Origin of the sequence: Roseateles amylovorans (assembly GCF_025398155.2) — a bacterium.
Lineage (GTDB): Bacteria > Pseudomonadota > Gammaproteobacteria > Burkholderiales > Burkholderiaceae_C > Roseateles > Roseateles amylovorans.
The window spans coordinates 975,545-1,001,054 of record NZ_CP104562.2; the positions used below are offsets into that span (position 1 = coordinate 975,545).

15 protein-coding genes are annotated in these 25,510 nt (G+C 69.5%); all 15 read left to right on the plus strand.

Annotated elements, in window-relative coordinates; genetic code table 11:
• Window positions 1–40: 40 nt before the first annotated feature.
• The 15 genes from N4261_RS04285 (at window position 41) to N4261_RS04355 (ending at window position 25,509) form a co-directional block, all read left to right on the plus strand.
• Window positions 41–229, plus strand: coding sequence for a hypothetical protein (locus N4261_RS04285; protein WP_261758982.1), 189 nt, complete (start codon window positions 41–43; stop codon window positions 227–229).
• 26 nt (window positions 230–255) lie between these two features.
• A complete protein-coding gene (locus N4261_RS04290) occupies window positions 256–1,326 on the plus strand; it encodes a phage late control D family protein (protein WP_261758983.1) in 1,071 nt (356 codons plus the stop codon).
• Between the two features lie 8 nt (window positions 1,327–1,334).
• The gene (locus tag N4261_RS04295) at window positions 1,335–2,051 is read left to right on the plus strand and encodes a phage baseplate assembly protein V (protein WP_261758984.1); all 717 of its coding nucleotides are present in this window, start codon (window positions 1,335–1,337) and stop codon (window positions 2,049–2,051) included.
• Between the two features lie 10 nt (window positions 2,052–2,061).
• Window positions 2,062–4,218, plus strand: a complete 2,157-nt coding sequence (locus tag N4261_RS04300; RefSeq protein ID WP_261758985.1) for a hypothetical protein — start codon at window positions 2,062–2,064, stop codon at window positions 4,216–4,218.
• A gap of 112 nt (window positions 4,219–4,330) precedes the next feature.
• Entirely contained in the window at window positions 4,331–4,720 is a 390-nt protein-coding gene (locus N4261_RS04305) for a GPW/gp25 family protein (RefSeq protein ID WP_261758986.1), read from the plus strand.
• Between the two features lie 101 nt (window positions 4,721–4,821).
• Window positions 4,822–7,131 carry a baseplate J/gp47 family protein gene (locus N4261_RS04310; RefSeq protein WP_261758987.1) on the plus strand — a complete coding sequence of 770 codons (2,310 nt, stop codon included), beginning with the start codon at window positions 4,822–4,824 and terminating at the stop codon, window positions 7,129–7,131.
• A complete protein-coding gene (locus N4261_RS04315) occupies window positions 7,131–10,316 on the plus strand; it encodes a phage tail protein (RefSeq protein ID WP_261758988.1) in 3,186 nt (1,061 codons plus the stop codon). Before N4261_RS04310 ends, N4261_RS04315 begins: the two co-directional genes overlap by 1 nt.
• 118 nt (window positions 10,317–10,434) lie before the next feature.
• Window positions 10,435–12,117 carry a hypothetical protein gene (locus tag N4261_RS04320; protein WP_261758989.1) on the plus strand — a complete coding sequence of 561 codons (1,683 nt, stop codon included), beginning with the start codon at window positions 10,435–10,437 and terminating at the stop codon, window positions 12,115–12,117.
• On the plus strand, window positions 12,114–13,421 hold the full coding sequence (locus N4261_RS04325; RefSeq protein ID WP_261758990.1) for a hypothetical protein: 1,308 nt from the start codon (window positions 12,114–12,116) through the stop codon (window positions 13,419–13,421). Before N4261_RS04320 ends, N4261_RS04325 begins: the two co-directional genes overlap by 4 nt.
• A gap of 24 nt (window positions 13,422–13,445) precedes the next feature.
• Entirely contained in the window at window positions 13,446–14,387 is a 942-nt protein-coding gene (locus N4261_RS04330; protein WP_261758991.1) for an IPT/TIG domain-containing protein, read from the plus strand.
• Between the two features lie 16 nt (window positions 14,388–14,403).
• Entirely contained in the window at window positions 14,404–17,256 is a 2,853-nt protein-coding gene (locus N4261_RS04335) for a choice-of-anchor X domain-containing protein (protein ID WP_261758992.1), read from the plus strand.
• Window positions 17,257–17,268: 12 nt separating this feature from the next.
• Window positions 17,269–19,245 (plus strand): hypothetical protein, encoded by a 1,977-nt coding sequence (locus tag N4261_RS04340; protein WP_261758993.1) that lies wholly within the window; start codon window positions 17,269–17,271, stop codon window positions 19,243–19,245.
• Window positions 19,246–19,252: 7 nt separating this feature from the next.
• A complete protein-coding gene (locus N4261_RS04345; RefSeq protein WP_261758994.1) occupies window positions 19,253–21,754 on the plus strand; it encodes an AAA family ATPase in 2,502 nt (833 codons plus the stop codon).
• A gap of 3 nt (window positions 21,755–21,757) precedes the next feature.
• A complete protein-coding gene (locus tag N4261_RS04350; protein WP_261758995.1) occupies window positions 21,758–25,036 on the plus strand; it encodes an eCIS core domain-containing protein in 3,279 nt (1,092 codons plus the stop codon).
• An 11-nt stretch (window positions 25,037–25,047) separates the two neighbouring features.
• The gene (locus N4261_RS04355; protein WP_261758996.1) at window positions 25,048–25,509 is read left to right on the plus strand and encodes a DUF6882 domain-containing protein; all 462 of its coding nucleotides are present in this window, start codon (window positions 25,048–25,050) and stop codon (window positions 25,507–25,509) included.
• The last annotated feature ends 1 nt before the right edge of the window (window position 25,510 follow it).

The following is a 25,510-nucleotide window of genomic DNA, read 5'->3' on the forward strand; positions in this document are numbered from 1 at the left end:
TGGGCCACGGCCTGCCTCTGTTCTCAACCAGGAGCCTGCGATGGGATCCGTCGTCATCAACGATTTCGAAGTCCTGCGGGAGGCGCGTCCGACGCCCTCCGGTTCGGCCGCCAATGACGGCTCCGGCGCCGACTCGGGCACCGAAGCCCCACAACCGCTGCAACCGCAGGACCTGAAGGACGCGCTGCAGACGCTGCACAGCCAGTCGCTGCGCGTCTGGGCGCACTGATCTCACCCCGACCCCAAGGAGCCCGCATGTCCGCAGAGACCCCCGCCGTCCTCGAGATCGCCCGCCCGTCGATCGAGATCGACGGCCAGCGCGATGCCGGCCTGTGCGCCGGGCTGATGACGATGGACCTCATCGAGACCAGTGAGGGACTGGCGCGCGCGGAGCTCACCTTCGGCAACTGGGGTGGGGCGGACAGCACCGGCTTCCAGTACTTCGATCGGCAGGCGCTGGACTTCGGCAAGCCGCTGGCGGTGAAGGTCGGACCGGACCTGCTGTTCCGCGGCGCCATCAGTGCGCTCTCGGCCGAGTTTCCGGAAGGCCGCACGCCGCAGGTGGGCGTGTGCGCCGAGGACCGGTTGCAGGACCTGCGCATGACCCGCCGCACCCGCAGCTTTGCCGATGCCTCGCTGGCCGATGTGCTGCGCCGCATTGCGGGCGACCACGGCCTGCAGACGCAGATCGACCTCACCGGCGAGACCTACAAGCACCTCGCCCAGGTCAATCAGAGCGACCTCGCCTTCGTCCGCGACCTGGCGCGGCGCGAGGATGCCCAGATCTGGATCGACGACATGAAGCTCAAGGCCACCCAGCGCGCCCGGCGCGAGGCGGCCACCCTGGAGCTGGCCTGGGCCGGTGAGCTGCGGGAGTTCCATGTCTGCGCCGACCTCGCCCACCAACGCACCCAGCTCGTCGGCGCGGGCTGGAGCGTGGCCGACAAGCGCGTCGCCCGCCACCAGGCCGACGAGGCCGCCATCCGCGCCGAACTCCACGGCGGCCCCAGCGGCGCCCAGACGCTGCAACGCGCCTTCGGTGCGCGGGTGGACACGCTGGCCCATGCGCTGCCGGCCGTCGATGCCGAGGCCCGCGCCTTCGCCGAAGCGAGCTTCCGTCACATGGCGCGGCGATTCATCGTGGGCCACGGGGTCACCCGCACCCAGGCGGGGTTGCGGGTCGGGGCGCGGCTCAAGCTCAAGGGCTTGGGGCCGCTCTTCGAAGGCGAGTACACGGTGACCGAGGTCCAGGTGCGCTTCGATGCGCGCAAGGGCCTGCGCACCGAATTCTGGTGCGACCGGCCGGCCATCGGGCAGGGGCGTTGATCATGCGCGTGACCGACCTGCCTCCATTCGAACAACTGCTCAACGAGCGCCTGCCCACCGGCTGGGGCGGTCGCTGGTACGGCGTGTGTCCGGCGCTGGTCATCGACCTGCGTGACCCGGATCGCCAGGGCCGGGTGAAGGTGACCCTGCCCTGGACGCCCGATGCCGGCGGCCAGCGCTATGAGGCCTGGGCGCGGCTGGCCACGCTGTTCGGCGGCAACAACCGGGGCAGCTGGTTCGTGCCCGATGTGGACGACGAGGTGCTGGTCGCGTTCGAACACGGCGATCCCCGTCGTCCGTATGTGGTGGGCGGGCTCTGGAACGGCTGTGACGCGCCGCCGGAATCCATGGACGGTGCGGGCACCAACAACAAGAAGGTGATCCGGTCCCGCAACGGCGTGAAGCTCACCTTCGATGACCAGGACGGCCAGGAAACCCTGCGCCTGGAAACGCCCGGCGGCCAAAAGATCACGCTCAAGGACGGGCCCGGTGCGGTCACCATCGAGGACAGCAACGGCAACTCGGTGAAGCTGGAGACCGCCGGCATCACCATCACCGCCTCGGCCAAGGTCACCGTCAATGCCAGCACCGTTGCGGTCAGCGCCGGCATGGTGACGGTGGATGCGGGCATGTCCACCTTCTCCGGCACGGTGCGGGCGGCCACGGTGATCGCCGACACCGTCATCGGCACCTCCTATCTGCCGGGCGCCGGCAACATGTGGTGAGGCCATCGACATGAACCATCCCGTCGCCTGGCAAACCCCGCAACCGCTGTGGTCGCGCTTTGGTGCGAGTGCGGCGGCCAACGCCGCTTCGGCCGCTTCGGCCGCGTCCACCGTTGCATCGGCAGCCGCATCTGCATCTGCATCTGCAGCCGCGTTGTCGCCCGATCAAGCCCGCCCCGCCTTGCTCCGGTTCGACAGCGACGACTACATGGAGCAACTGCTGGCCGCGCTCGAACACGATCCCGCCAGCCTGGGCGACCGGATTGCGCGGCCCGAGACCTGGCGCCTGCCGCTCGGTGACGCGCCGGATCTGGTCGAGCGCCTGCCGCTGCCCCGGCTGGCGAAGACGCTGGCCCGGCTTCGCAAGGATCAGGCGCCACGCAGCGCGCTGCCCGCCGTCACGGGCACCCAGGCGGTGACCGAGAACGGTGTCGCCCGCACGCTGCCGCTGAAGCTCTACCAGCCGGCGCACATGCGGCATTACCTGGTCGCGGCCAATCTCGTCTGCGCACAACCCGGGTTGCCCGATCGGACCCTCGGCACGGGCGGCAGCGAGCAGGTGGGCTTTGTGATCCGACGCCTGATGTCGCCCACCGCCGGCGCGCCGCGTGTGGAATATGCCTTCGTCAAGAGTCCCGCCGGCCCGCGCTGGCAACGCGTGGCGGCCGAAGGCGCGGTGGAGCCGGGCGAGGACCTGCTGCCGCTGTTCTCCATGGGCTTCGTGGCGGACAACGGCCAGCCGCGCCGCCTGCATGCCGGCACCGTGCCGGTGGGTCGGCGCGAGGAGTACATGAGCACCCGCGCCCAGCATGTGGTGGGCGCCGAAGGACCCGGCGCGACCGGCGCGAGCGGTGCGATTTCCGCCGCTGGCGTGGCCGCCATGCCCAGCGCCATTGCCACGCGCAAGGAGCAATTCAAGCTGGACGTGGCCGAGCCGTGGAAGCAGTTGCTGCGGTCGGCGGTCTATGCCAAGGGGCGCATCGTGGACCCCGCCAGCACGGCGACCGCCGCCCAGCGCCTGGAGCAGGCCGTGACCACCAACCGGCAGTTGCAGGGCCAGTCCTGGCTGGTGCTGCTGGACTTTGCCGATTACCTCGCCACCCATGTGCCGGGTGTCTGGTCGGCCGTGCAATCGCCCGCCTTGGGCACGGGACTGACCGGCGCCGCGAAGGCCCTGTTCGATTGGATGAACGCCGCCGCCACCGCGATGGGCAGCAACTGGCCCGGCCTGGCGGACAGCCCCGCGATCAGCGTGCGTGAGGCCCTGCGCCGGATCCGCGGCGCACGCGCCTCCCTGGAAGGGACCACCGCGCTCTATCCGGACGCCCCGGGCGCGGGCTTGGCCTGGCCGGATTTCCGCTGGCTGCTGGCCGGTGTGCGCGACAGCGGCGGGTTTGTGGTCGCCGGATTGCACACCACGCTGCCGGCCGTCACCGTCGACCCGGCCGATGTGGAAGCCGGCACGCCGTCGATGACCCCGCTGCAGCAGGAGGCCGAAGCCGCTGCCGCGCTGGTGGACAAGGCGGTCCAGCTGGTGATCGCCGCGATCGACACCGCGCAGCCCGCGGCACCGTCCCCAGCTTTGCCGTTCGCCGCGCGCCTGCGGGACGCGTTGGTCACCACCCAGGGGGATGCCGGCTGGTTCGTGATTCGCTGCGCCTACCTGCGCTGCGATTGCGGCCCGCTGAAGCCGGCGGTGCTGTCGGCGCCCAGCGAGCGATTCCAACTGGCGAGCTTCTTCGATTCCGATGCCCCGGCGCGGCCGATCCGCATTGCGCTGCCGCTGGACACCACACCGGCCGGGCTGCGCAAGCATCAGAAGAATGCCGCGTTCCTGATGTCCGACCAGCTCTGCGGCCAGGTGCAGCGTGCCAAGGGGCTGGGCTTTGTGGACCTGGTGAGATCGGTGCTGCCCTGGCCGCTGTACAAGCCGCTGGACGTCGGTGGCATGGGGCCGTGTGCCGGCGGTTCGCCGCAGGCGAGCCTGGGGATGATCTGCTCGCTCTCCCTGCCGATCATCACCCTCTGCGCCCTGATCCTGCTGATGATCATCGTCAGCCTGCTGGACTTCGTGTTCCGCTGGCTGCCTTACTTCGTCATGTGCTTCCCGGTGCCCAAGTTCAAGGGCAAGGGCGGCGGTGACGGATCGGATGGAGGTGGGTCATGACATCGGTCGTTTGCCTCATGCCGGGCGCTTCGATGGCACCGAGTGCGCCGACTGCGCCGACTGCGTCGATCGTTCCGATCGCCCTGACTGCCGCACCACGGAGGTCCCAGCCATGACCAGCATCTTCGGCCGCAGCCTGTCGTTCCCGCCGCGGGTGGGGTCGGATGGCCGCTTCGTATGGTCGCAGGGCGAGACCAACATCCGCGAGTCGATCGCGGTGATCCTCAAGACCGAGCCGGGCGAACGTGTCGGCCTGCCCGAATTCGGCGCCGGCCTGGCGAGCTTCCTGTTCGAGCCCAACAACGCGGCCACCCATGCCCGGGTGCAGGACGCGGCCCAACGCGCGCTGGCCCGATGGGAGCCGCGGATCCAGGTCGAGTCGCTGGACATGGCGGTCGATCCCGACGATGCGGAGAACGCGCTCATGACCATCACCTACAAGCTGGTCGCCACCGCGACCCGGGAGCGGCTGACGGTCGGCATCGCGCTGGCCGCCGGGTGAGGCCCACACCGACACACGACAAACGACACACGACCCGCGACCCGCGACCCACCACCCGCGAGACCACCCACCCCGCGACCCACCTGCCGAAGGACCGCACGATGCCGATCACGCCGCCGCCGCTCGATGACCGCCGCTTCACGCAGCTGGTCGACAGCACGTTGGCCCGCGCCCGCGTGCACACGCCCGAGTGGACCAATTTCAACCAGAGCGATCCCGGCGTGACGCTGGTGCAGCTGTTCGCCTTCCTCACCGAGAACCTGCTCTACCGCGCCAACCTCGTGCCGCAGCGCAACCGCGCCCGCTTCCTGCAGATGTTGCGGCTGCCGCTGGCCAGTGCCTCGGCCGCGAACGGGCTGGTGGCGATCGCCAACGATCGCGGCGAGGCCACGGTGCAGACCCTGCCCGCCGATCTGGAGGTGCGAGCCGGCGCCGTGCCGTTCCGCACCCAACTCGGCCTGGAGGTGCTGCCGCTGGAGGCCCGCGTCTTCTTCAAGCGCCCGCTGGCGGCGGCGTCCCAGTCCCCGGACCTGATGGCGTACTACCGGCTGCTCTATGCGTCCTACCAGATGCCGTTCCCGGACGATGTGCAGCTGTATGAAACCGTGGCGCTGGATCCGCAGGTGGTCGACAGCGTGGACCTGAACGCCGACACCATCGATGCCGGCCTGTGGATCGCGCTGCTGGCCCGGCGCACCGATGTGCCGGACGTGGGCCCGGACCCCTGGAAGACGCTGCGCGATCGCCTGGGCGGTCGCACCCTGACGCTGGGCCTGGTGCCGGCGCTGGAGGCGACCTCGGCCTCGCTGACGCCGACCGGCCAGGCGCAGCCCGGTCAGATGCTGCGCTTCGAGCTGCCCGAGGTGAAGGCCGATGGGCGCGTCGCACGGGACGCGAACGATCGGCCCGCTCCGTCCTATCGCCAACTGGAGGCCCGCACCGAGGTCGACCTGCTGTCGGTGCCCGGCGTGGTGCAACTGACCCTGCCCGGCGCGGCGCAATTGCGGCCCTGGCAGGACGTGGATCCGCTGGAGGGCGGCGTCGGCGACATGCCGCCCACGCTGGACGACCCGACGCTGGGCTCGCGCCTCGTGACCTGGTTGCGGGTGCGGGTGAATGGTGCGGCGCAGGCACGCATCCGCTGGACCGGCATCAATGCGGCCCCGATCCGTCAGATCCAGCGCGTGGCCGCCGAGCCCCTGGCCGATGGCGACGGCACGCCCGACCAGTCCCGTCGGCTCGCCCGCGCGCCGGTGCTGCCAGGCAGTGTGACGGTGATCACCCGCGCGGGCGACGAGCCCCCGCTGACCTGGTCCGAGATCGACGACCTGGCCGCGGCCGGTCCCGAAGTGCCAGTCGGCAATCCGCGCTCGACCGCCCGTGAATGGCAGGCCGACGACAGCGGCCGCACCGACGTGTTCGAGCTGGATGCCGAGGCCGGCGAGCTGCGCTTCGGCGACGGTCTGCGTGGCCGCCGCCTGCCGCTGGGTGCGCGAGTGCTCGCCGCCTATGCCTTCTGCCAAGGCGCAGCCGGCAATGTGGCTGAGGGCGCGATCGACAGCGCGCCGCAACTGCCCTCCGGTTTCACCGTGACCAATCCGGTCCAGACCTGGGGCGGCGCGGATGCCGAGGATGTGGCCACCGGCGAGAAGCAGGTCCGGCGTTATTTGCAGCATCGCGACCGGTTGGTGAGCGCGGATGATTTCGAAGCCATCACGCTGCGCGCTCCGGGCGTGCAGATCGGCCGGGTCGAGATCCTGCCGGCCTTCCATCCCGACCTGGTGCCCAACGAGCCTGGCGCTGCGCCCGGCGTGGTCACGGTGATGGCAATCCCGAAGCTCGACCCCGGTCAGCCCGATGCGCCACGGGCCGATCGGCTGTTCCTCAATGCGCTGTGCCAGCACCTGGACCCGCGTCGCCTGGTGACGACCGAGCTGGTGGTGCGCGGACCGGTCTACAAGGGCCTCTGGATCTCGGTCGGTGTGGAGACGGCCGCCGGCTTCGCCATCGCCGAGGTGGTGGACGCGGTGAAAGCCCGGCTGCGGGCCTGGCTTGCGCCGGTCGGACCGAACGGCGATCAGCCGCGTGAGACGCCGCTGTTCAGCGCCCGCAGCGTGGATCCGGCGCGCGGCTGGCCGCTGCGCACGCCGGTGGCCAGCCGAGTGATGCTGGCGGAGGTGGCGCGCGTGGCGGGGGTGCTGTCGGTGGCGGATGTGCTGATCGCCGAAGGCAGCCGCGCGGCGGCCGATGTCATCGGCATGACCGGCCTGGAATTGCCACGCGTGCTCGGCATCTCGGTGGTGTCGGGCGATCCGTTGCCCCTGGATGCGCTGCGCGGCGGCAGCACCGGCAGCGCCACGCCCACGACGGTGTCGCTGCTGCCGGTGCCGGTGGTGCCGGAGACCTGCTGATGAAAAACGTCAACGGCGCTCGCTTCCAGCTGCTGCTCGGACAGGCCGACTGGGGTCGGTGTCTCGACGGCGAGGCCGACGGGATCGACGCGGCTGCCACCCCGCAGACGCTGTCAACCTGGTGGGACGCGGCCGCATCGAGCGGCGCGTCGAGCAGCCCCGCCAGCAGTTCACCGACCCTGCCGACCCCGCCGATCGTTTCGCCGCCGGCCTGGGATGGCGAGCGCAACGAACTCACGCTGGCCCCGCGCACCGTCGAACTGCCCGCCACCGCGGCCGAAGCGCCGCTGACGCTGGACGCGCGCCGCGGTGCAGCGGCGGACCGCAATGGCAATGTCTATCGTGTCTCGGAGGACCGGCACGCCTTGCGGGTGGCCTCGCTGGCCAGGGCCGACGACAGCCCGTTCTGGCCCGCTGATCCGTCGGACTGCAGCCCGCAGCGCACGCAGGAACGCCTGAGCTTCCAGACCTGCGCGCCTGCGGCAGCATCGGTACCGGCGACCTACCTCGCGCTGGCGGTGACCGCGGACGACTGGCTGGTGGTGGCCTTTGCACAGGGCGTCCGCCGCGGCCTGCTGAGCTTTGACTTGGTGGCGGGCGGCCAACCGCTGGAAGTGCCTTGGCCCGAGGACCTCCCGTTCGAGCCCTTCGACATGTGCGCCCGCGAGGGCGGCGGCGTGTGGATCCTGGACCGCCTCAACGCGCGGCTATGGGAGCTGGACTGCACGCTGGCCGTGGTGCGCAGCGGCCAGCCGCTGCGGCCGCTGGCCGCGCCGGTGGTGGATGATTTCCAGCCGCTGTCCGGCCCGTCACGCACCCAGCCCGCACGCGACTTTCCCGCCGGACTCTCGCTGTTGGACAGTCCGGGTTGGGTGATGGATCCGATCGCCCTCGAGACCGACTTGGCCGACGGTGTGTGGCTGCTGGACCGGGATGAGACCGCCGGCCGCTCGCGTGTGGTTCGCCTGCGCCGCACCGGGGACGACTGGGCCCGGGCGGCGTCCGCGTGGCTGCCGTTGCCCGCGCTGGCTCACGACTTTGTGCATGCGAGTGCGCGCCGTTGGCCGGCGGGAGACGACACGTCCACGACGCTGTGCTTCATCGCCACCACCATCGGCAACCAGGTGCATGCGTTCCATGTGGTGGATGCGCTGGCGCCCAAGCCGGGCGTGACAGCGGCCACCGTCCCCGGCGGCTTTGCACTCCAGGCCTTGCCACTGCTGTATCCGCTGCGTCGCTTCGGCGGGCGCGCGTTGATCGCGGTGCGCGGGGATGGCAGCTATGACAGCGGACTCGCCGCTCCGGTATGGACGCCGTTCGTCCAGCAGCCGCGGGCGCGTTTCGAGACCGAGGCGACGCTGATCTCGCCGGTGTTCGACAGTGGCGAGCTGGGCATCACCTGGGACAAGCTGCTGATCGACGCCGCCATTCCGGCGGGCACGGCGGTGGACGTCTGGAGCCGGGCGGCGGATGAGTTCGACGGCCCGATGGCGCTTGGCAGTCCCGAGGGGTGGGACAGCTCGTCCTTCGCTTCCGGCGCGCCAGTGCCGGGGCAATCGCTGGTGGGCGGGTGGACGCGTGAACCCGCGTTGCTGCTGCGGCCGGAGGGCTCGGAGCTGCCCTGGATGCGGAGCGATGCCATGCCGCCGACCTGCCGCGAAGCGGGGCAGGGCACCTGGGAGTTGCTGCTGCAGGCGGCGCAGGGCCGTTATCTGCAGCTGAAGCTGCGGCTGCGCAGCGAGCACGGCACCCGCTCGCCGCGGCTGCGGGCGCTGCGGGTTTGGTCGCCGAGATTCTCGTATTCGCAGCGGTTCCTGCCGGTGGTCTACCGCGAGGACGAGGCCGGTGCGAACTTCCTCGAGCGCTGGCTCGCGAACTTCGAAAGCACCTTCACCGGCATCGAGGACAAGATCGCCCGGGCCACCGCGCTTTTCGACGCACGCACCGTGCCGCCGCAGGCGCTGCCGTGGTTGGCGGAATGGTTCGACCTGGCACTGGATCCGACCTGGGACGAGCGCCGCCATCGCTTGCTGGTCCGACATGCGATGGACTTCTTCCGCTGGCGCGGCACGGTGCACGGCCTGCGGCTGGCGTTGGCGCTGGCCTTCGATCCCTGCTTTGATGCGGCGATGTTCGACGGGCCGAGCGACACGGATCTGGGCCCGCGACGGATACGCATCGTCGAGTCCTACCAGACGCGCTTGATCGGTGCGCTCGCGGCGGGCGATCCGGGGGCGTCGGTCGCATCGTCCGGGGTGGGGGCCATGTCGACCACTGACAGCGGTAGCGGCCCGCGGACTGTCGTCACCCAATCCCGCTGGACGCCCGACGAGGGCAATGCCGGCCTGGCCGATCGCTGGGCGACCTGGCAGGGACGGGTGGCCACGCCCACCGAACAGCTGATGCCGTGGTCGCTGGTGCCGCCCACCGAGGCGAATGCAGCGGCCGACTGGGCGAGCTTCTGCAGCGCCGTGCTGGGTTTCGTGCCGTCGACCGGGGCGCAGGAACGGGCGCGCTTGCAGGCCTGGCTGCGAGCGCGCTACGGCAGCGTCGCGCAGATCAATCAACGGCATGGCAGCGCCTACGCCAGTGTCGAGGCGATCGCGCTGCCGACGCAGGTGCCGTCCGATGTCGATGCCGCCGCCGACTGGGCGACCTTCTGCGCCATCGCTGACAGCACCTTGAACCGGCCACGCTGGCAGGACTTCCTGGCGCGGCGCTATCGCCGCATTGAACGCTTGCGGACGGCGCACGGCACCGCGTGGCCGAGCTTTGATCAGGTGCCGATCCCGGATGCATTGCCCATCACCCGCGCGGCGCAGCTGGACTGGCTGCAGTTCGAAGGCCAGTTGCTGGCGATGCACCGCACCGCGCATCGGTTCTCGGTGCTGTTGCCGGTAGACAGCGTCATGGCCGATCCGTTCGAGCTGGAACAGCGGCTCAGCCTGGCGCAGCGGATCGTGGCGCTGGAGAAGCCGGCGCACACCGTTTTCGATGTCCGGCTGTTCTGGTCTTTCAACCGGATCGGCGAAGCGCGGCTGGGGCTGGACACCCAGCTCGGCGGCGGCAGCCGCGCGCCGGAGCTGATTCCCGACGCGGTGGTCGGGCGGTCCTATATCGGGGCGAGCTTTGTCGGCGGACCGGCGGCGCCAAGTGCCACCGACCGCCGCTTGCTGGCCTGTTGAACGGAGACGCCGATGCGCCGCCCACGCTGCATGAATGCCGACCTGCCTCGAGCCTGTGCCCGATGCGGCCGCCGATCGATCAACCCAGGAGCGAGCCATGGGCTGCTGCAATGAACCGGTGAGCCTGTTGACAGGCACCGCCCCCGACCCGACGCAGCATGTCAACTATGCGCGCGGCATGGTGCTGGGCGTGGACGACTTCGTTCAGGAGTTCACCTATCTCGACGGACGCGATCGCTGGCAGGCCCGCGAGGCGCTGGGCTATGGCACGCTCAGCGGGCTGCGGGTGATGGCGGAGGTGGACGGCACCGAGGGGCCGCGGCTGCATGTCAGCGCCGGCTCCGCCCTCACACCCAGCGGCCGGCATCTGTGCGTGCCGGCCGACCAGTGCGCGGTCATCAACCGCTGGCTGGCCAAGCCTGACAACGCCGCCTTGGTGGGTCGGCTGCTGAATCCGTCGGGGGCGTCGGCGTCACCGCCACTGCCCGTGCCGTCCTCGCCGCCGACTTCGCCGCCGACCTCGCCGCCAGTGATCAGCGCCGGACCGATCGCGCTCCACCTGACCCTGTGCTGGTCCGATTGCCAGACCCGTCCGGTGCCGATTCCCGGTGCGCCGTGCCGGTCTGACGACACGTTGATGGCGCCGTCCCGCATCGCCGACGACTTCCGGCTGGAGCTGCGGGAGTTCGCGCCCCGTCAGACCGAGGAAGATGCGCTGCGGGACTATGTGCGCTGGCTGCGGGCCAATGTGGATCTGGGCGGTGGGAGCCCGCCGCCAGCAGCGGACGACATCGCCTGGATCGAGGCCTTGCGACCCGGCATCCAGCCGTGGCGGGATGCGGAGGCCGCGTCCCCGCCGCTGTCGCCACCGGCCTCGGTCGAGACGCTGGGCGATTACCTGTTTGATCTGGCGGCGCCGGTGCAGGTGGCGCGCGACGATCTGTGCGCCTTCCTTCGGGTGGCGCTGCGCTTCTGGGTCACCGAGCTGCGACCGATGTGGATGGCCATGCGCTGCCACCGGGTGGAGCAGGGCGATGCGGACTGCCTGCTGCTGGCGATCGTCAGCTTCGATGTGCAGTGGATCGGTGGCTCGCCGTCCGGCGCTTGGCAGATCGTGGGCAGCCCGCCGATGATCGGCATCGATGAGCGCACCCGGCCGGTGCTGGCGCACCTGCGCTTCCTGCAGGAATGGGCTCTGTGCGGCTGCGATTGCGGCGGCGGTGGTGGCGGTGGAGCCGGCACCGCACCCATCAGCGGAGGCGGGGGAGGCGGAGGTGGCGGTGGCGGTGGCGGTGGCGGAGGAACGCCCATCGCCGGACCGGTGCTGGTGCCGCCAATCGGTCGCACGCCGCTGCCGACGCCGATCCGGCCCTCTCCGGTGACGCCCTTGACGCCGCCGGCACCGGGACCGGTGGCGAGTGCGCCGACGGTCGAGCCGCTGCGCCTGCCGCTGGTGCGCGTGAACACGGACCTGACGCTGGATGACAGCCATTCCTACATCCTGGCGCGGGATGCGGTCGCGTTGACGATCACGCTGCCGGCGTCCTCGGCTTCGGCCGAGGGGCGTGTCTATGTGGTGAAGAACGTCAATGTGCCGACACTCACAGTGCGGGTGGGTGAATCGACCGGCGACACGGTGGATGACCAGCCGCACCTGACGATCGCGCGGGGCCGCGCTGTGACCCTGATCGCAGACGGCGCCGGGCATTGGTATGACGTGGGCGACGGCGCGGGGCAGGGCACCCGGACTGCGCCGGGGACGGGAACAGCCACGGGCACGCGCACCAGGAGGCCGTCATGAGCGGCGATGCCCTGCAATTGGAGGAGCCGCTGAAGGACGGCGGCATCCGCAGCGTCAACTTCTTCAACGGACGCCTGCTGACGAGCAAGGACCTGTCGCGCGAGCAGCAGGCCCGGCGCGATTGGGATGCGCGCTTGGGCCTGGCGATCGGCGATGGTGTGGCCTTCGGCCTGGAGGCGGCCCGGGATGCGGATCTGGATGCGCCGCTGGCCCCGGTGTTGCGGGTCAAGGCGGGCCTGGCGGTGAACCGCGCGGGCCAGACCTTGCGGCTGGGCATGGACACCAGCGTGGCGCTGACACGGCGCTTCGATGCCGGCACGGCCAGCGCCTGCGACTGCGTCTTCGCCAACTGCAATCCGCTGAGCGACGGCACTTATGTGGCGGGCGCCGGCGTCTACCTGCTGACGATTGCGCCGGCCCAGCTGTCGGAGGGGCGGGCGCCGACGAACGGTCTGGATCCCGGCAATGTGCGCTGCAACACCGATGTGACGGTGGAAGGGCTGCAGTTCCGGCTGCTGTCGATTTCGCCGCAGCGCTATGCGGGGCTGGACATTGCCTCGCCGCAGTTTCGCAATCGGCTGGCCTATCGGTGCTTCGGCGTGGAGGCGCGCGAGGCCATCGTGATCGATCCCTGGCGCAGCGATCCACCGAGTTACGGACTGGTGGACGACTTGCGCGGCACCGGTGCGTTGTCGGACTGCGATGTGCCGCTGGCGCTGGTGTTCTGGACGGCCAGCGGGCTGCGCTTCGTGGACCTGTGGTCGGTGCGTCGTCGGTTGCTGGGGCCCGATGCGCTGGGCGCGCAGGCGTTCGTCGCACGGGATCGGCGGCTGGTGGAGGCCGAGGCCATGTGCGCCCAGTTCCAGCAGCATCTGGGCGACTTGCTGGCCGCGAGTGCGACGCCCGCGTCGCTGCAGGTGAAGGACCACTGCCGCTACCTGCCGCCGTTCGGCATGGTGCCGCTGCAGAGCCCGCCGCTGCGGGGCTTCGGCGATGCGGCGTTCTTCAGCGGCGTGCCGCGCCGGCCGGTGCCGGGCAGTGGGCAGTCGACGCCGTTCATGGATGGGCGGCAGTTGGGGGCCTTGCGGCAGATCGCCTTGGCCCACGCGCCGATCGATCTGACGGCGGGTGAATTCGTGCGGGTGTATCGGCCGTCGCAGAACGTGCAGGCCGCATTGACCGGTCTGCCGGTTCAGCCGGTGATCGTGTTCGCGAGCGGTCTGACGCCGGAGTTGGCGGTGGCGCGCTTCGACATGGCACGGGCCGACTTCAGCAATTTCTCGGACTGCTGCGGCGGTTCGTAGTCCAGGGTCTCAAAGGAGCGGGTCATGGCAGCCATCAACGACACCATCAATCCGGGCGACGTGATCTCGTCGGCATTGATGCGCAAGATCATCGACCTGATCAACGCACATGATGCGGCGTTGAGCGGCGGGGGAGGCGGCGGCGGCATCACCGTGCCCAACCTGTTCGGGCGACCGCTCTCCGAGGCACGGATCTCGCTGCAGTTGCAGCAGCTGTCGCTCGGGACAGTGGTCGACACAGGCGGCGTGATCATCAATCCATCCGCCTCGGCGTCGGCATCCTTGATGGTGCTCAATCAGGTCCCTGTCGCCGGTTCGCAGACCGTGGCCGGCGGTGCGGTGAACTTGGTCGTGGCCGGAAGCAGCGGGGGCACGGCACCGCCGCCGCCAGCGAACCCGGTGGTGACGCTGTTGGTGCCGACCTCGGTGAGGGCGGGCGGATCGCTGGAGATCCGTGGATCGGGGTTCGCCGGCGCGAGCTCGACGGTGACGATGGGCGGCATCAATGCGGTGGTCCTGGGCACCAGCAATGCCACCCGATTGTTCGTGACGGTGCCGAGCGGCATTCCCGGCGCGCCCTCGCTGCCCGGAGGTGCGCCCGCCACGGACATCGTGGTGCGCGTGGTCAACCCCGGCGGGCAGGCGGCGACGATGGCGGTGACGGTGCTGCCCCCGTTGACCAACCCGTTGGCCATCTCCTCGATCACGCCAAATCCGGTCTCGGTGGGGCAGGCGGTGACCGTTGCAGGAACCGGTTTCTCGGCGACACCGGGCCAGCAATCGGTGAGCTTCGGCGGGGTTCCCGCGACGCCGTCGGCCGCCACGTCCACACAACTGACCGTCACCGTGCCGACCGGCATTCCCGGCCTGGTGGCGCCTGGCGACAGCACCACGGTGAATGTCACCGTGACCCGTAGCACCGACAACGTGACCAGCGGCGCCCTGCCGCTGTCCGTCGACCTTTGATCACCTGGAGTCCTCGATGAAATCAGCTGTTCTTGTCTTTGCGGTGGCGGCGACTGCCACTGGTCTGTTGGCATCCGACGCTCGTGCTGACGCGACCGTGGCGTTCGTCATCAACGATCGACCCGCCAAAGTCCCCGTGGCCCGCGTGCGCTGGAACTTCGCACTGGCGGGTGCGCCGGCTGGTGCTTCTGCCTCCATCAATGGCGTCGCGGCCTCAGTGGGCATGGGATTCGTGAGTCTTCCCAACGGAGATCGATTCCGTCTGGACGGCGCGCCGACGATGAACAGCGGTCAGGCGGTGAGTTTGCTGTACGAGGCCCGCAGTCATTTTGATCCGTCAGATTTCTGCCAGTTGAAGGCGGGATTGCCGGCCAATACGCTGCCCAAGACGGTGACGGTGAATTTTTCCGGCCCGCAGATCACCCAACATGCACTGGGGGCCTATACCGTTGCCGGTGTGACTAAAGCGACGACCTTGTTGTGCCAACAAGCGAAGCGCCGGGTGCAAGACGGGTACGCGGTCAATACGCCACCGCCTGCGCCGGCCCCTGCTGCACCGCAGCGCCTGCCACTGGATGTCATCCTGGTGTTGGACAAGTCAGGCAGCATGGGCTGGGAACTTCCGGGCAGTGCGCCCAACAGCCTCCCGACGCGCTGGACCGCCTTGGGGACTGCACTCGATCAATTCGTCGCCTTGTGGGACCAGGCCTCGGAGTCGGGCGTGACGGGCGATCGGCTGGGTCTGGTTCATTTCGATTCCACGGGGCAGCCGGCGGATTTCGGTGGGGGCAGCATCTTTCGAACCCGCGGCAACTGGGCGTCGTTGTTGGCCCAGGCCAAGGGCAAGTCACCGGGAGGCAGCACCGCCATCGGCGATGGGCTGAACAAGGCCATCGGCAAGTGGGTGAGCGATCCCGCCAACTTTGATGCAGCGGTCATCCTGATGACCGATGGCGAGCAGAACGTCGATCCGCGCATCGCCAAGATTGCGGGGACCGACGACTGGGCGCTTGGCGCTGTGGGGGCGCCGGTGGCGGGCACGGATGAGCTCTACAGAAAGGGCCTGCCGATCCAGACCATCGGCTTTGGAACCCCCGCGTCGATCGAAACCGATCTGTTGAGCGGCATTGCCGCTCAGACCGCCGGAACCTCCATCGTGACTGCAACTGCCACGGGGTTGTCGACGGCCATGCAGGATGTGCTGCTGCAAGCGCTCAAGGGCAATACCTTGGGGCTGCTGGCTCGCACCACCGGGACGGTGGCTGGGATTGGCGCGCCTCCGATCCGGCTCAGAAGCCTTCCTGCTGCCGCGGGGGCATCTGCTCCCACCGGACCGCTCTCGGCGCCGATCCCGCTGCAGGTCGATCCGTCGGTCCGCCGGGTCACGGTGGTGCTCGATTGGGTCGGGCGGAGCAATCTGTTCAGGCTCTGGCTGCAGCCGCCGGGGGGCACGGCGATCAAGCCATCGCTCCAGAAGCTGGGTTCAAGTTGGCTGGTGGCGTCAGTCGATGTGCCTGCGGACGGTCCCGGCGGTGAATGGAATGCGCTCGTTGAGGGCAACGACATCAGTGCGCCGACGCCGTTCCGACTCTCTGCCTACGCGGTCGACAGTCGACTGAAGTACGCCTTGAACTTCGGTCGCGACAGCAGTGGCACCGGGGATGCGATCCCGCTGATGGTGGAGGCCACTTATGACGGCAAGCCGCTGACGGGCATCGCCGGGGGCATCCGCATCCGCCCGGCCTCGCCGGCCGAGTCCGCCGGCAACATCCTGCATGCCGCCGCCACCGCCGGCCCCGACCCTCGGCCGGATCAGAGCGCCACCACCGCCAAGGCGTTGTCACTGGCGGTGACGGACAAGTTGCTGGAGCGGATCGAGCCCAAGCCCACCGGCCAGCAACTGATCCTCAGCGACGCCGGAACCAGTGGCGATACATCGGCCAATGACGGTGTCTACACCGGCAGCGTGTCCGACACCCGAGTGCCGGGGCGCTACCGCTTCGATGTGGCGCTGGAATGGGACGATCCGAGGACCGGCAAGGTGCGGCGGATTGAATCGATCGAACGGGTGGTCTCGGCCATTCCCAACAGCGGGCAGACGGTGGTGGCCATCGCGGCGCCGACCGGTGATGGCGTCTATCAGGTCAAGGTGACGCCGCGGGATCGGTTCGGCAACCATGTCGGGCCGGGTTATGGCCGCGTGGTGCAAGTCAAGGTGAGTGGATCAGGCATCGTCGGTCCGGTCGCCGACCCGCTGCAGACCGGCGACTACACCGTCCGCATCAGCGGCGTGGCACCCGGCACCACACCGGGACTGGATATCTGGGTCGATGGCCGGCCGGTGCGCACCGGTCAGCCCCTGAAGCCCGGCACCAGCGGCGGCGAGTACGGGCCCATTCCCGGACCCGGCCCGGGCCCGGGCAGCAGCCCTTACGCCCTGTGGCTGGCCGGCGGCATCGCCATCCCGCATGGCAAGTTCGCCGACACCCAGAGCACCGGACCGGCTTTGGCCATCGGCATCGACTATGCGTTCTCCAGCGACATGTCGCTCGAAGGCACCGTCTCCTGGCATCGGCTGGACGGCAAGACCGGCCAACCCAATGCGAAGGTCACGCAGGTCGGGCTGAACGGCAAGTGGTATTTCTCGCCCGGCACCGGGCCGATGCGGCCGTTCGCCACCTTGGGCGCGGGCGTCTACAGCTTCGATCCGGGCAAGAGCCGGCTGGGCTTCAACATCGGGCTGGGTGGGCAATGGCAGGTGGCGCCGCAATGGTCGGTGGAGGGCCGCTATCAACTGCATGCGGTCACCAGCAACTCGCCGCAGTCGGTGCATTCGACGCTGCTGCTTGGCCTGCGCTACTCCTACTGAACGGAGCCCGCGATGTCGCTGCCGGTCCGCCATGGCGCCTTGCTGCAGCGGGTGCGTCTGGCCATCGGTGCGGGCGCCGGTGCCGGACTGACCGGCCGGGCAGCGATCGACCCGCTCCGGGCCCGGCAGGGTCTTGAGCGGGCGCTCGCCGGCGTGGATTGGTCGCCGTCGTCCTTGGGACCGTCCGCGCTGCTGTTCGTCCGCCGCTTGACAGTGCAGGGGCGGCGCGGACCGCCGCGGGGCGATGAGCCATCGGGCGAATTCGCGCGGCAGGTGTCGAGCGCCGTGAGCGCGCAGGCGGCGAAGGCTCAGCGACCGTGGCTGCGCAGCGATGCCGCGGCGGCGCCTGCCGTCTGCTTCGCCGATGAGGCGGAGCTCTCCGCCTGCCTGTGGCGGGATTGGCTGCATCGCACGCTGGATGCAGGCTGGTGGTGGCACAGCGTGCTGGGGAGGCAGACCCCGCGCCAATGGCTGAAGGCGGAGGTGATCGATCATGGTGACCGTCTGGTGCCGACGCTGTCTCTCCTGGCGGCCCGTGGCCTGGCGACCGCTGCCGTCACGCGCATGGATGCAGCGGAGGTCGCCGCGGGACTTCGCGCGCTCATGGCCTCCCACGCCATGCCCGGGATCGAGGCGAGGTCGAACGAGGCACTGCGGCGGCCGGGTGATCAAGAGCGAGGCGAGCTCCAGAGCCCGAGCGGCCATGCCACACCATCGGGCCTGTCCGATTCCCGCGACCGTGCCACGCCGCTGACGCTGCGCCGCTTGCTGCAGGTGGTCCCCGAGCTTCAACGATTCACCGGTGATTCGATGGCTGGCCGGCTGTTGGCGGGTGCCCTGGCCGTGCAGCGTGAACCGGCCTGGGCGCGCTCGTCGGCGTTGCTGCACGCGCTGGATCATTGGGCTCACACGGATGCGCCGCCGGTGACCGATCGCCGCGGTGACCCGGAGGCGGACGCGGAGGTGCACACGACGCCGCCACCGCGCGCTGGCGATGGGCGATCGGCGCTGCGGTCAGTCGACTCATCCGATAAGCGACCGTCTGCGGTGCCACCGTCACCCGAGGCGGAGCGCACCACGTCCGGCCTGGCAATGAATGAGTCGTCGACCCTGACGGGTCATGGCGCCGAGCGCGGTCTCGCCAGAGATCCCAATGCGCTACCGGATGACGACGCGCCGCAAAGGCGATCGGCCGGCACGCTTCCCGACGCGCAGGACACCACGCCCAACGCGGTCGCGGAGCTGCTGCCGACCGTCTGCCTCACGCACTACGGCGGGCTCTTCTATCTGTTGAATGCGGCGCTCGCCTTGCGCCTGTATGGCGACTTCACCATGCCGCGCGATCCGGGCCTGCGATGGTCGCCATGGAACCTGCTGGCCTGGACCGGACAGGCCTGGTTCGGTGAGGCCTTCACCGCCGATCCGCTGTGGCCTCTGCTCGCGGACCTGGCCGGTCGATCGCCGGCCGAGGCGCCGTCGCGGTTCTTTGCCGAGGTGCCGGACTGGCGGTTGACCGACAGCGATCTCGCACCGTGGGGCGCTCCGACCACGTTGACCTTCCATGCAACGTCGCGACGACTTCGGGTGGCGCATCCCATGGGCTTCGTCATCACCGACGTGCGCCGCCGCACTGGGATGGCACCTGCGGCCCAGGCCCGCGCGCTGTGTGACGCGGTGCCGCTGCTGCGCCGCGCAGTGCTGCGTCGCGCGGTGATCGCGAGTGCGAATGGCACGGCGGCCCATCGCTGGTTGTCGCACTGGCGGCGGTATCTGGAAGCGCGCCTGCGGGCGGCGTTGGGCGTCCGGCCCACGGAGGACCTGGCGGCATGCGTCTGCCGCCACCGCGCGGAAGTGAGCGTCGGCATGGCCCGCGTGGACGTGGTGCTGTCGCTGGCCGATCTGCCCCTGTCCATCCGGATCGCCGGCCTGGACCGCGATCCCGGCTGGATCCCCGCCACCGGACGCAGCGTGATGTTCCATTTCGAATGAGGCCGCGATGAAGACCACCGATCCTTTCGCTCCGTCGGACGCCTCTGCGGTGTCTGCTTTTCGGCGTCGCTTCGGTGGCGGCGGCGCTTCGGGCGCCGCCGATTCCGTATCCGGCGGGCCTTCCGCGCAGACGTCGGCGTCACCCGCCGCGGCGCAGCATGTGCGGCTGATGCTCTTCGGCGTGATCGCCCGGCTGGTGGGTCACTGCACCGCCGGGGGCGAGCAGGCGGCGTTGGCGGCCTATCCCTTCCTGGCCGATTACCAGGCCGAGATTCGCGCCCAGGTGGGGCGGTCGGAGACGCCCTGGCGCGCATGGCGTTCCCGGGTGCAGGCCTGGGAGGCCGACTGCCATGCCCATCTGCCGCTGCGCGCGCTGCGGCATGCGGGGCTTTCCGAGCTCGATCTGGAGTTGCTGTTGGCGGCAGGCCTGATCGAAGAGGATCCCCGCTTTGCGCAGCTCTTCAGCGACGGCGATCCCCAGACCGCGCCGCGACGTCCCGCCTTCGGCCAACTGATCGCGTGGTGGCGCCATGGCGACGACGGCAGCGATGGCGCCGAGGTCGTGCGCCGCAGCCTGCTGGCGCTGCTGCGTGCCGGCCTGCTGCAGGCCTTGAACCCGGAGGCGCCGCGACCCGATTGGCTGCTGACGGTGCCGCATGCCCTCTGGGATGGCTTGCGCGGCGATCCGCCGTCGGCGCCCTGGCTGCAATGGCGGCCGCTGGAGAGCCTGTGCCCGCTGGATCGTGTGATCGCGGATGCCGACACCCTGGCGCGCGCCAAGGCGCTTCCCGCGCTGCTGGGCGGCCCGGTCGACGATGCGCAAACTGGCTTCGATGAGTTCGGTCGGGTCGATGAGCGCAATCAGCGCAATGAACGCAATGAGCGCAGTGGGCGCGACGGACAGCCCGGATCAACCGCCTTCGGCCCTGCCTTCGACGGCGGCCAGGGACCTGCCGCGTCGGGCGATCTCAGCGGCACGGTGCTGCTGGTGCGGGGCCCTCGGCACAACGGCCGCAAGACGCTGATCGGCGGTGTGGCCCGCGCGATGGGGCGTTCGCTGCTGGTGGCCGATGCGGCCGTGCTGGAGGACGAGTCGCGCTGGCGCCTGTTCGGCTTGCTGGCGGTGCTGCTGCAGGCCTTGCCGGTGGTGGATGTGGACCTGGCCCCGGGCGAGACCCGCGCGCTGGCGCCGCTGCCGTTCGGCGGCGGCACGCTGTGCGTGGCGACCGGCCGCCATGGCGCCTGGACTTGTGCCGGCGCCGGCGGCAGCAGCCAGGCGATGTTGACGCTGGAGCTGCCGATGCCGGATGCGGCCCAGCGCTTGCGGCATTGGCGCGAGGCCTTGCCGGGTCACGAGGAGGACGCCTTGGTCGAGATGGCGCAGGCGGCGCGCCTGACCAGCGGGCATGTCCGCCGGGTGGCGCAGACGGCGGCGGCGCTGGCCGGCCTGGCCCGTCGACCCGTGCTGGGTCTGGACGACGTGCGCGAGGCCTGCCGGGGCCTGCAGTCCGCCCGGCTGGAAACGCTGGCGACCCGGCTGCCCACCCGCGGCGGCCTTCACGACCTGGCGGTCGACACACCGACGCGCGACGAGATCGACGCCCTGGCCGCGCGCTGCCGCTTTCGCGAGCGACTGGCTGCCCGAGGCGCTGCCCTGGCGCAGGGCAATGCCGGCGTGCGCGCCTTGCTGGCGGGCAACTCCGGCACCGGCAAGACCTTGGCCGCGCGGCTGCTCGCCTCCTCGTTGGGCAAGGACCTCTATCGGGTCGATCTGTCGGCCACGGTCAACAAGTACCTGGGCGAGACCGAGAAGAACCTGCACCAAGCCTTCTCCGCCGCCGAGGAACTGGACGTGGTGCTGCTGCTCGATGAAGGCGATGCGCTGATGGCGGGCCGCACCGATGTGGGCTCGTCCAACGACCGCTATGCCAACCTCGAGACCAACTTCCTGTTGCAGCGCATTGAGACCTTCGACGGCATCCTGCTGATCACCACCAATGCGCTGGACCGCATCGACAAGGCGTTCTCCCGGCGCATGGATGTCGTCGTCCATTTCCGACCGCCCGATGAATGGCGCCGTTACGACATCCTCAAGCTGCACCTGGCCGCCGGAGACGAGGCGATCGGCGCAGGTGCGTCACGGGCGCACGCGGAGCTGGGTGCGGTCGATCCGCGGCGCGAGCCCGATGCCCTGTCCGCCTTGAATGTCGCGACGGCTCAGGGATCTCGCGACGCTGGGACCGGCTGGGATGCGCTGGAGGCGGAAGACGACATCGACGACGACTGGCTGCAGCAGATGGCCTGCCGCTGCACCCTGACCGGTGGACAGCTGCGCAACGTGGTGTCCCACGCTCGTCTGCTGGCGCTGCAGCGCGGCGGCGGCATGCGCACCGAGCATCTGTTCGCGGCCTTGCAGCGGGAGTACCGCAAGACCGGTGCCACCTGTCCGCTGCGTCCGGTCGAGACGGCGGCCCGCGTGTCCGATCCGCGCGCGGGCGTTCAGGCCTGAGCCATGGCAGTCGCGCACGCTGCCGCCCTGCGCGCCTCCGCCCAGGCGAAGGCGCAGCAGAGCGCTGCGCGGGCGGCGAACGTGCGGCGGCCGCCGGTGTCGCCGGCCCAGTCGGCCGCGTCGGCGGCCTCGCGGGGGAGCAGTCTGCTGCTGCCGTCGACGTTGCAGACGGCGATGCAGGTGTCCTCGCCCGCCGATCCGGCAGAGCGGGAGGCGGTGTCGGTCGCCAGCCAGATTGTGCGCATGGCCCCACCGCAGGCGGCGGGCATTCGCCGGTCGGCCTCGGTGAGCCCGGCTTCATCCGGGGCGACGGCGGCGCGGGCACCTGCGGTGGCCGTTGGCATCGCTCGTTCGGCATCGACGCTGCTGTCGCTGTCCCCGTCGATGGTGCATCGGGCCGGACGGGACGGCGGCGGCGCGGTGTCGGCGCCGGTGGCTGCGGAGATCCGCGCCAGTGCCGGCGGCGGTCAGGCGCTGCCGGCACCGGTGCGGGCCTACATGGAGCCGCGCTTCCGGGCGGACTTCAGTCCGGTGCGGCTGCACACCGATGCGCGTTCCGCCGCGCTGGCGGCGCAGCTCGGCGCGCGGGCCTTCACCGTGGGGCGGGACATCCATTTCGCCCGGGATGCCTATCAGCCGGACAGCCCGTCAGGCCGGGAGCTCATCGCGCATGAACTGACCCACACCATCCAGCAGCGGGCCGCGCCCCAGGTGGGACCGGTGCATCGCGAGGCGGCCACCGAGGTCGGACCCGCCGTGTCGACCAGCGAGCCGGTGCAGGTGCATCGGCTGGGATGGGACACCGCGCTCAACTTCTTCGCGGACAAGGCCAACCTGCTGCCCGGCTTCCGGATGCTGACCATCGTGCTCGGGCGCAACCCGATCAACAACACGGCGGTGGAGGCGTCGCCGGGGAATGTGTTTCGCGCGATTGTCGAGTTCATTCCCGGGGCGACCGTGGTCACCGAAGCCATCAGCAATGCCGGCATCTTCGACAAGGTGGCCAACTGGGCCTACGGGCAGCTCAAGAGCGTGATGGCCGCGCTGGGATCGTTGGGATCGGCGGTGCTGGGCTATGTGAAGTCCCTGGGCGCGTCGGACTTGCTGAGCCCGGGCGCGGCGATTGATCGGGGCATCCACCTCGTCACCGACCCGATCAACCAGATCAAGAGCGTGGTGGCGGGCTTCATCGGCGCGATCCTGGACTTCATCAAGGAGGCGATCCTGCGGCCGCTGGGCAAGCTGGCCGAGGGCACGCCCAGCTACGACCTGTTGAAGGGCGTGATGGGCGAGGACCCGGTGACCGGCGAGCCGGTCACCGATTCGGCCGACCTGATGGTGGGCGGCTTCATGAAGATCATCGGCCAGGAAGAGATCTACGCCAACATCAAGAAGTCGGGCGCGCTGGGCCAGTGCTGGACCTGGTTCCAGAGCGCCATGGGGGAACTGAAGGGCTTCGTGGCGGAGATCCCCGCCCTGTTCATCGCCGGCCTGAAGTCGCTGGAGCTGGCGGACATCGTGTTGGTGCCGCGGGCCTTCGCGAAGCTGGCCAAGGTGTTTGGCAACTTCCTGGGCCGGTTCGTGACCTGGGCCGGGCAGGCCATGTGGAACCTGCTGGAGATCATCTTCAAGGTGGTGAACCCGGGGGCGCTGGAGTATGTGAAGAAGACCGGCGCGGCGCTCAAGAGCATCCTGCAGAACCCGATGCCCTTCCTGGGCAACCTGATCGCCGCGGGCAAGGGCGGGTTCTCGGCGTTCTCCGGGAACTTCCTGAGCCATCTGAAGAAAGGCCTGATCGACTGGCTCACCGGCTCGCTGGACGGCGTCTATATCCCCAAGGCGCTGACGTTGGGCGAGGTGGTGAAGTTCGTGTTCTCGGTGCTGGGCCTGACCTGGCAGCGCTTCCGGGTGAAGATCGTCAAGGCCTTCGGCGAGACCACGGCGGTGGCGATGGAGAAGGGCTTCGACATCGTGATGACGCTGGTCAACGAGGGCCCGGCCGCAGCGTGGGAGAAGATCAAGTCGGAGCTGGAAGGGTTGAAGGATCAGGTCATCGAGGGCATCAAGGGCCTGGTGATCGAGGCGGTGGTGACCAAGGGCATTCCGAAGCTGGTGGCGATGTTCATTCCCGGCGCCGGCTTCATCGGCGCCATCGTGTCGATCTACGACACGGTGATGGTGGTGGTGAATCAGGTGTCCAAGATCATCGCGGTGGTGAAGTCCTTCGTCGATTCGATCGTCAACATCGCCAACGGCAACATCGGCAGCGCGATCGAGAAGGTGGAATCGGTGCTGGCCTCCGGACTGTCCCTGGCGATCAACTTCTTCGCCGCCTTCGCCGGGCTGGGCAAGGTGGCGCAGAAGATCAACGGCGTGATCCAGAAGATTCGCGCGCCAGTGGACAAGGCGATGGATTCGCTGATCGGCTGGATCAAGAAGATGGCCAAGAGCTTCATCGACAAGCTCGCAGGCAAGGACGCGCCGCCGGAGGAGAAGCAGAAGCGGGTGGAGAAGGCGGCTGCGGCGGGCTTGAAGGCTGTGACCAAGTTCTCCGGCAAGGTGGTCGGCGATGCGGTGCTCAAGCCGATCCTGCTGGGCATCAAGCTGATCCATCGCGTCACGACGTTGGTGCCGGTGAAGGAGGGCGACTATTGGTCCATCCGTGCCGAGATCAATCCGGTCAAGACGGTGAAGACCTCGGTCAAGGCCGGAAAGAACACGGCGGAGATGGAGGTGGGCTACGAGCCGGATTGGCCGCTGGATGAATTCCGGTCCAAGGCCAATGCGATCAAGCGGGCCGCGGAGGGCAAGACCGCCAACCAGGCCGCAACGCTCGGTTTCGTGGCCGGCAGCACCACCCAGCGGCAGTCCACCAAGCCGCTTCGCCAGGGCGGGCAGGATGCCTTCCGCTCGGAGATCCACGCGTACATTGACCAGATCAAGGTGAAAGCCGATCAGAACGCCGCCCGAACCTTGATGGGTCAACTGCAGGCGGACCATCAGCAGGAGCTTCAGATGGGCGGCACTGACACCGCGGCCAACATGGCGATGATCGAAAGCCGGATGAATTCGCAGATGGGCGCGATGTGGCGTGGCCAATTGAAGGACCTGGAGGCCAACACCAAGATCACGAAGGTGAAGATCGAAACCAAGACTGGCACTGCGAAGGGCCAGAACCATCGAGCGAGCGGTGCCGCGGCCACCTTGCAGGCGTTGCTGCTCAAGCATGCCGCAGCGCTCGGTACCAAGCCGACGGTCATTCGGCGTTGGTTCAAATTGTGAGGAACTCACCCATGACAGACGACGAGCACGACCAATGGATCGAACGAGCCCGCGATGCCGTTCGGCGCGGCATGGCAAAGGCCCAGCAGAAGTTCGGCATCGGCGCACCTGGCCGCTACGAACTCGACCTGCCCACCGCCACCATCCGCTTCTTCGATCCGGAGGACCACCCTCGCGCCACCGCACGTCTGCAGGTGGCCGGCAGTTGGTCACCCACCGGCGAGTCCTGGATGTGGGGCTGGGCGAACGACTCGCTGCCGGCCGCCGCCACCCAAGCGCTGGCCGCTGTGCGCGAGCGCGGCGAGCGAGATGCGGTGCCCAGCCTGACCGCCGGCGTCGTGGCGAGCGACGAGGGCGACGCCTGGAGCCTGGTCTCGTTGGCGGCGGACGTCATCCAGGCTGAATGCGTCTATCGCGCCGCCGGGCCCAAGAGCCATCTGTTCCTGCTGCTGTTTGATCTTCGCAAGTCGTAGG

What these genes read in the sequence shown, in the direction of transcription:
- N4261_RS04285 (WP_261758982.1), top strand. Translation starts at nt 41, where the DNA reads ATGGGATCCGTCGTCATCAACGATTTCGAAGTCCTGCGGGAGGCGCGT.
- N4261_RS04290 (WP_261758983.1), top strand. Translation starts at nt 256, where the DNA reads ATGTCCGCAGAGACCCCCGCCGTCCTCGAGATCGCCCGCCCGTCGATC.
- N4261_RS04300 (WP_261758985.1), top strand. Translation starts at nt 2,062, where the DNA reads ATGAACCATCCCGTCGCCTGGCAAACCCCGCAACCGCTGTGGTCGCGC.
- N4261_RS04305 (WP_261758986.1), top strand. Translation starts at nt 4,331, where the DNA reads ATGACCAGCATCTTCGGCCGCAGCCTGTCGTTCCCGCCGCGGGTGGGG.
- N4261_RS04310 (WP_261758987.1), top strand. Translation starts at nt 4,822, where the DNA reads ATGCCGATCACGCCGCCGCCGCTCGATGACCGCCGCTTCACGCAGCTG.
- N4261_RS04315 (WP_261758988.1), top strand. Translation starts at nt 7,131, where the DNA reads ATGAAAAACGTCAACGGCGCTCGCTTCCAGCTGCTGCTCGGACAGGCC.
- N4261_RS04325 (WP_261758990.1), top strand. Translation starts at nt 12,114, where the DNA reads ATGAGCGGCGATGCCCTGCAATTGGAGGAGCCGCTGAAGGACGGCGGC.
- N4261_RS04330 (WP_261758991.1), top strand. Translation starts at nt 13,446, where the DNA reads ATGGCAGCCATCAACGACACCATCAATCCGGGCGACGTGATCTCGTCG.
- N4261_RS04335 (WP_261758992.1), top strand. Translation starts at nt 14,404, where the DNA reads ATGAAATCAGCTGTTCTTGTCTTTGCGGTGGCGGCGACTGCCACTGGT.
- N4261_RS04340 (WP_261758993.1), top strand. Translation starts at nt 17,269, where the DNA reads ATGTCGCTGCCGGTCCGCCATGGCGCCTTGCTGCAGCGGGTGCGTCTG.
- N4261_RS04345 (WP_261758994.1), top strand. Translation starts at nt 19,253, where the DNA reads ATGAAGACCACCGATCCTTTCGCTCCGTCGGACGCCTCTGCGGTGTCT.
- N4261_RS04350 (WP_261758995.1), top strand. Translation starts at nt 21,758, where the DNA reads ATGGCAGTCGCGCACGCTGCCGCCCTGCGCGCCTCCGCCCAGGCGAAG.
- N4261_RS04355 (WP_261758996.1), top strand. Translation starts at nt 25,048, where the DNA reads ATGACAGACGACGAGCACGACCAATGGATCGAACGAGCCCGCGATGCC.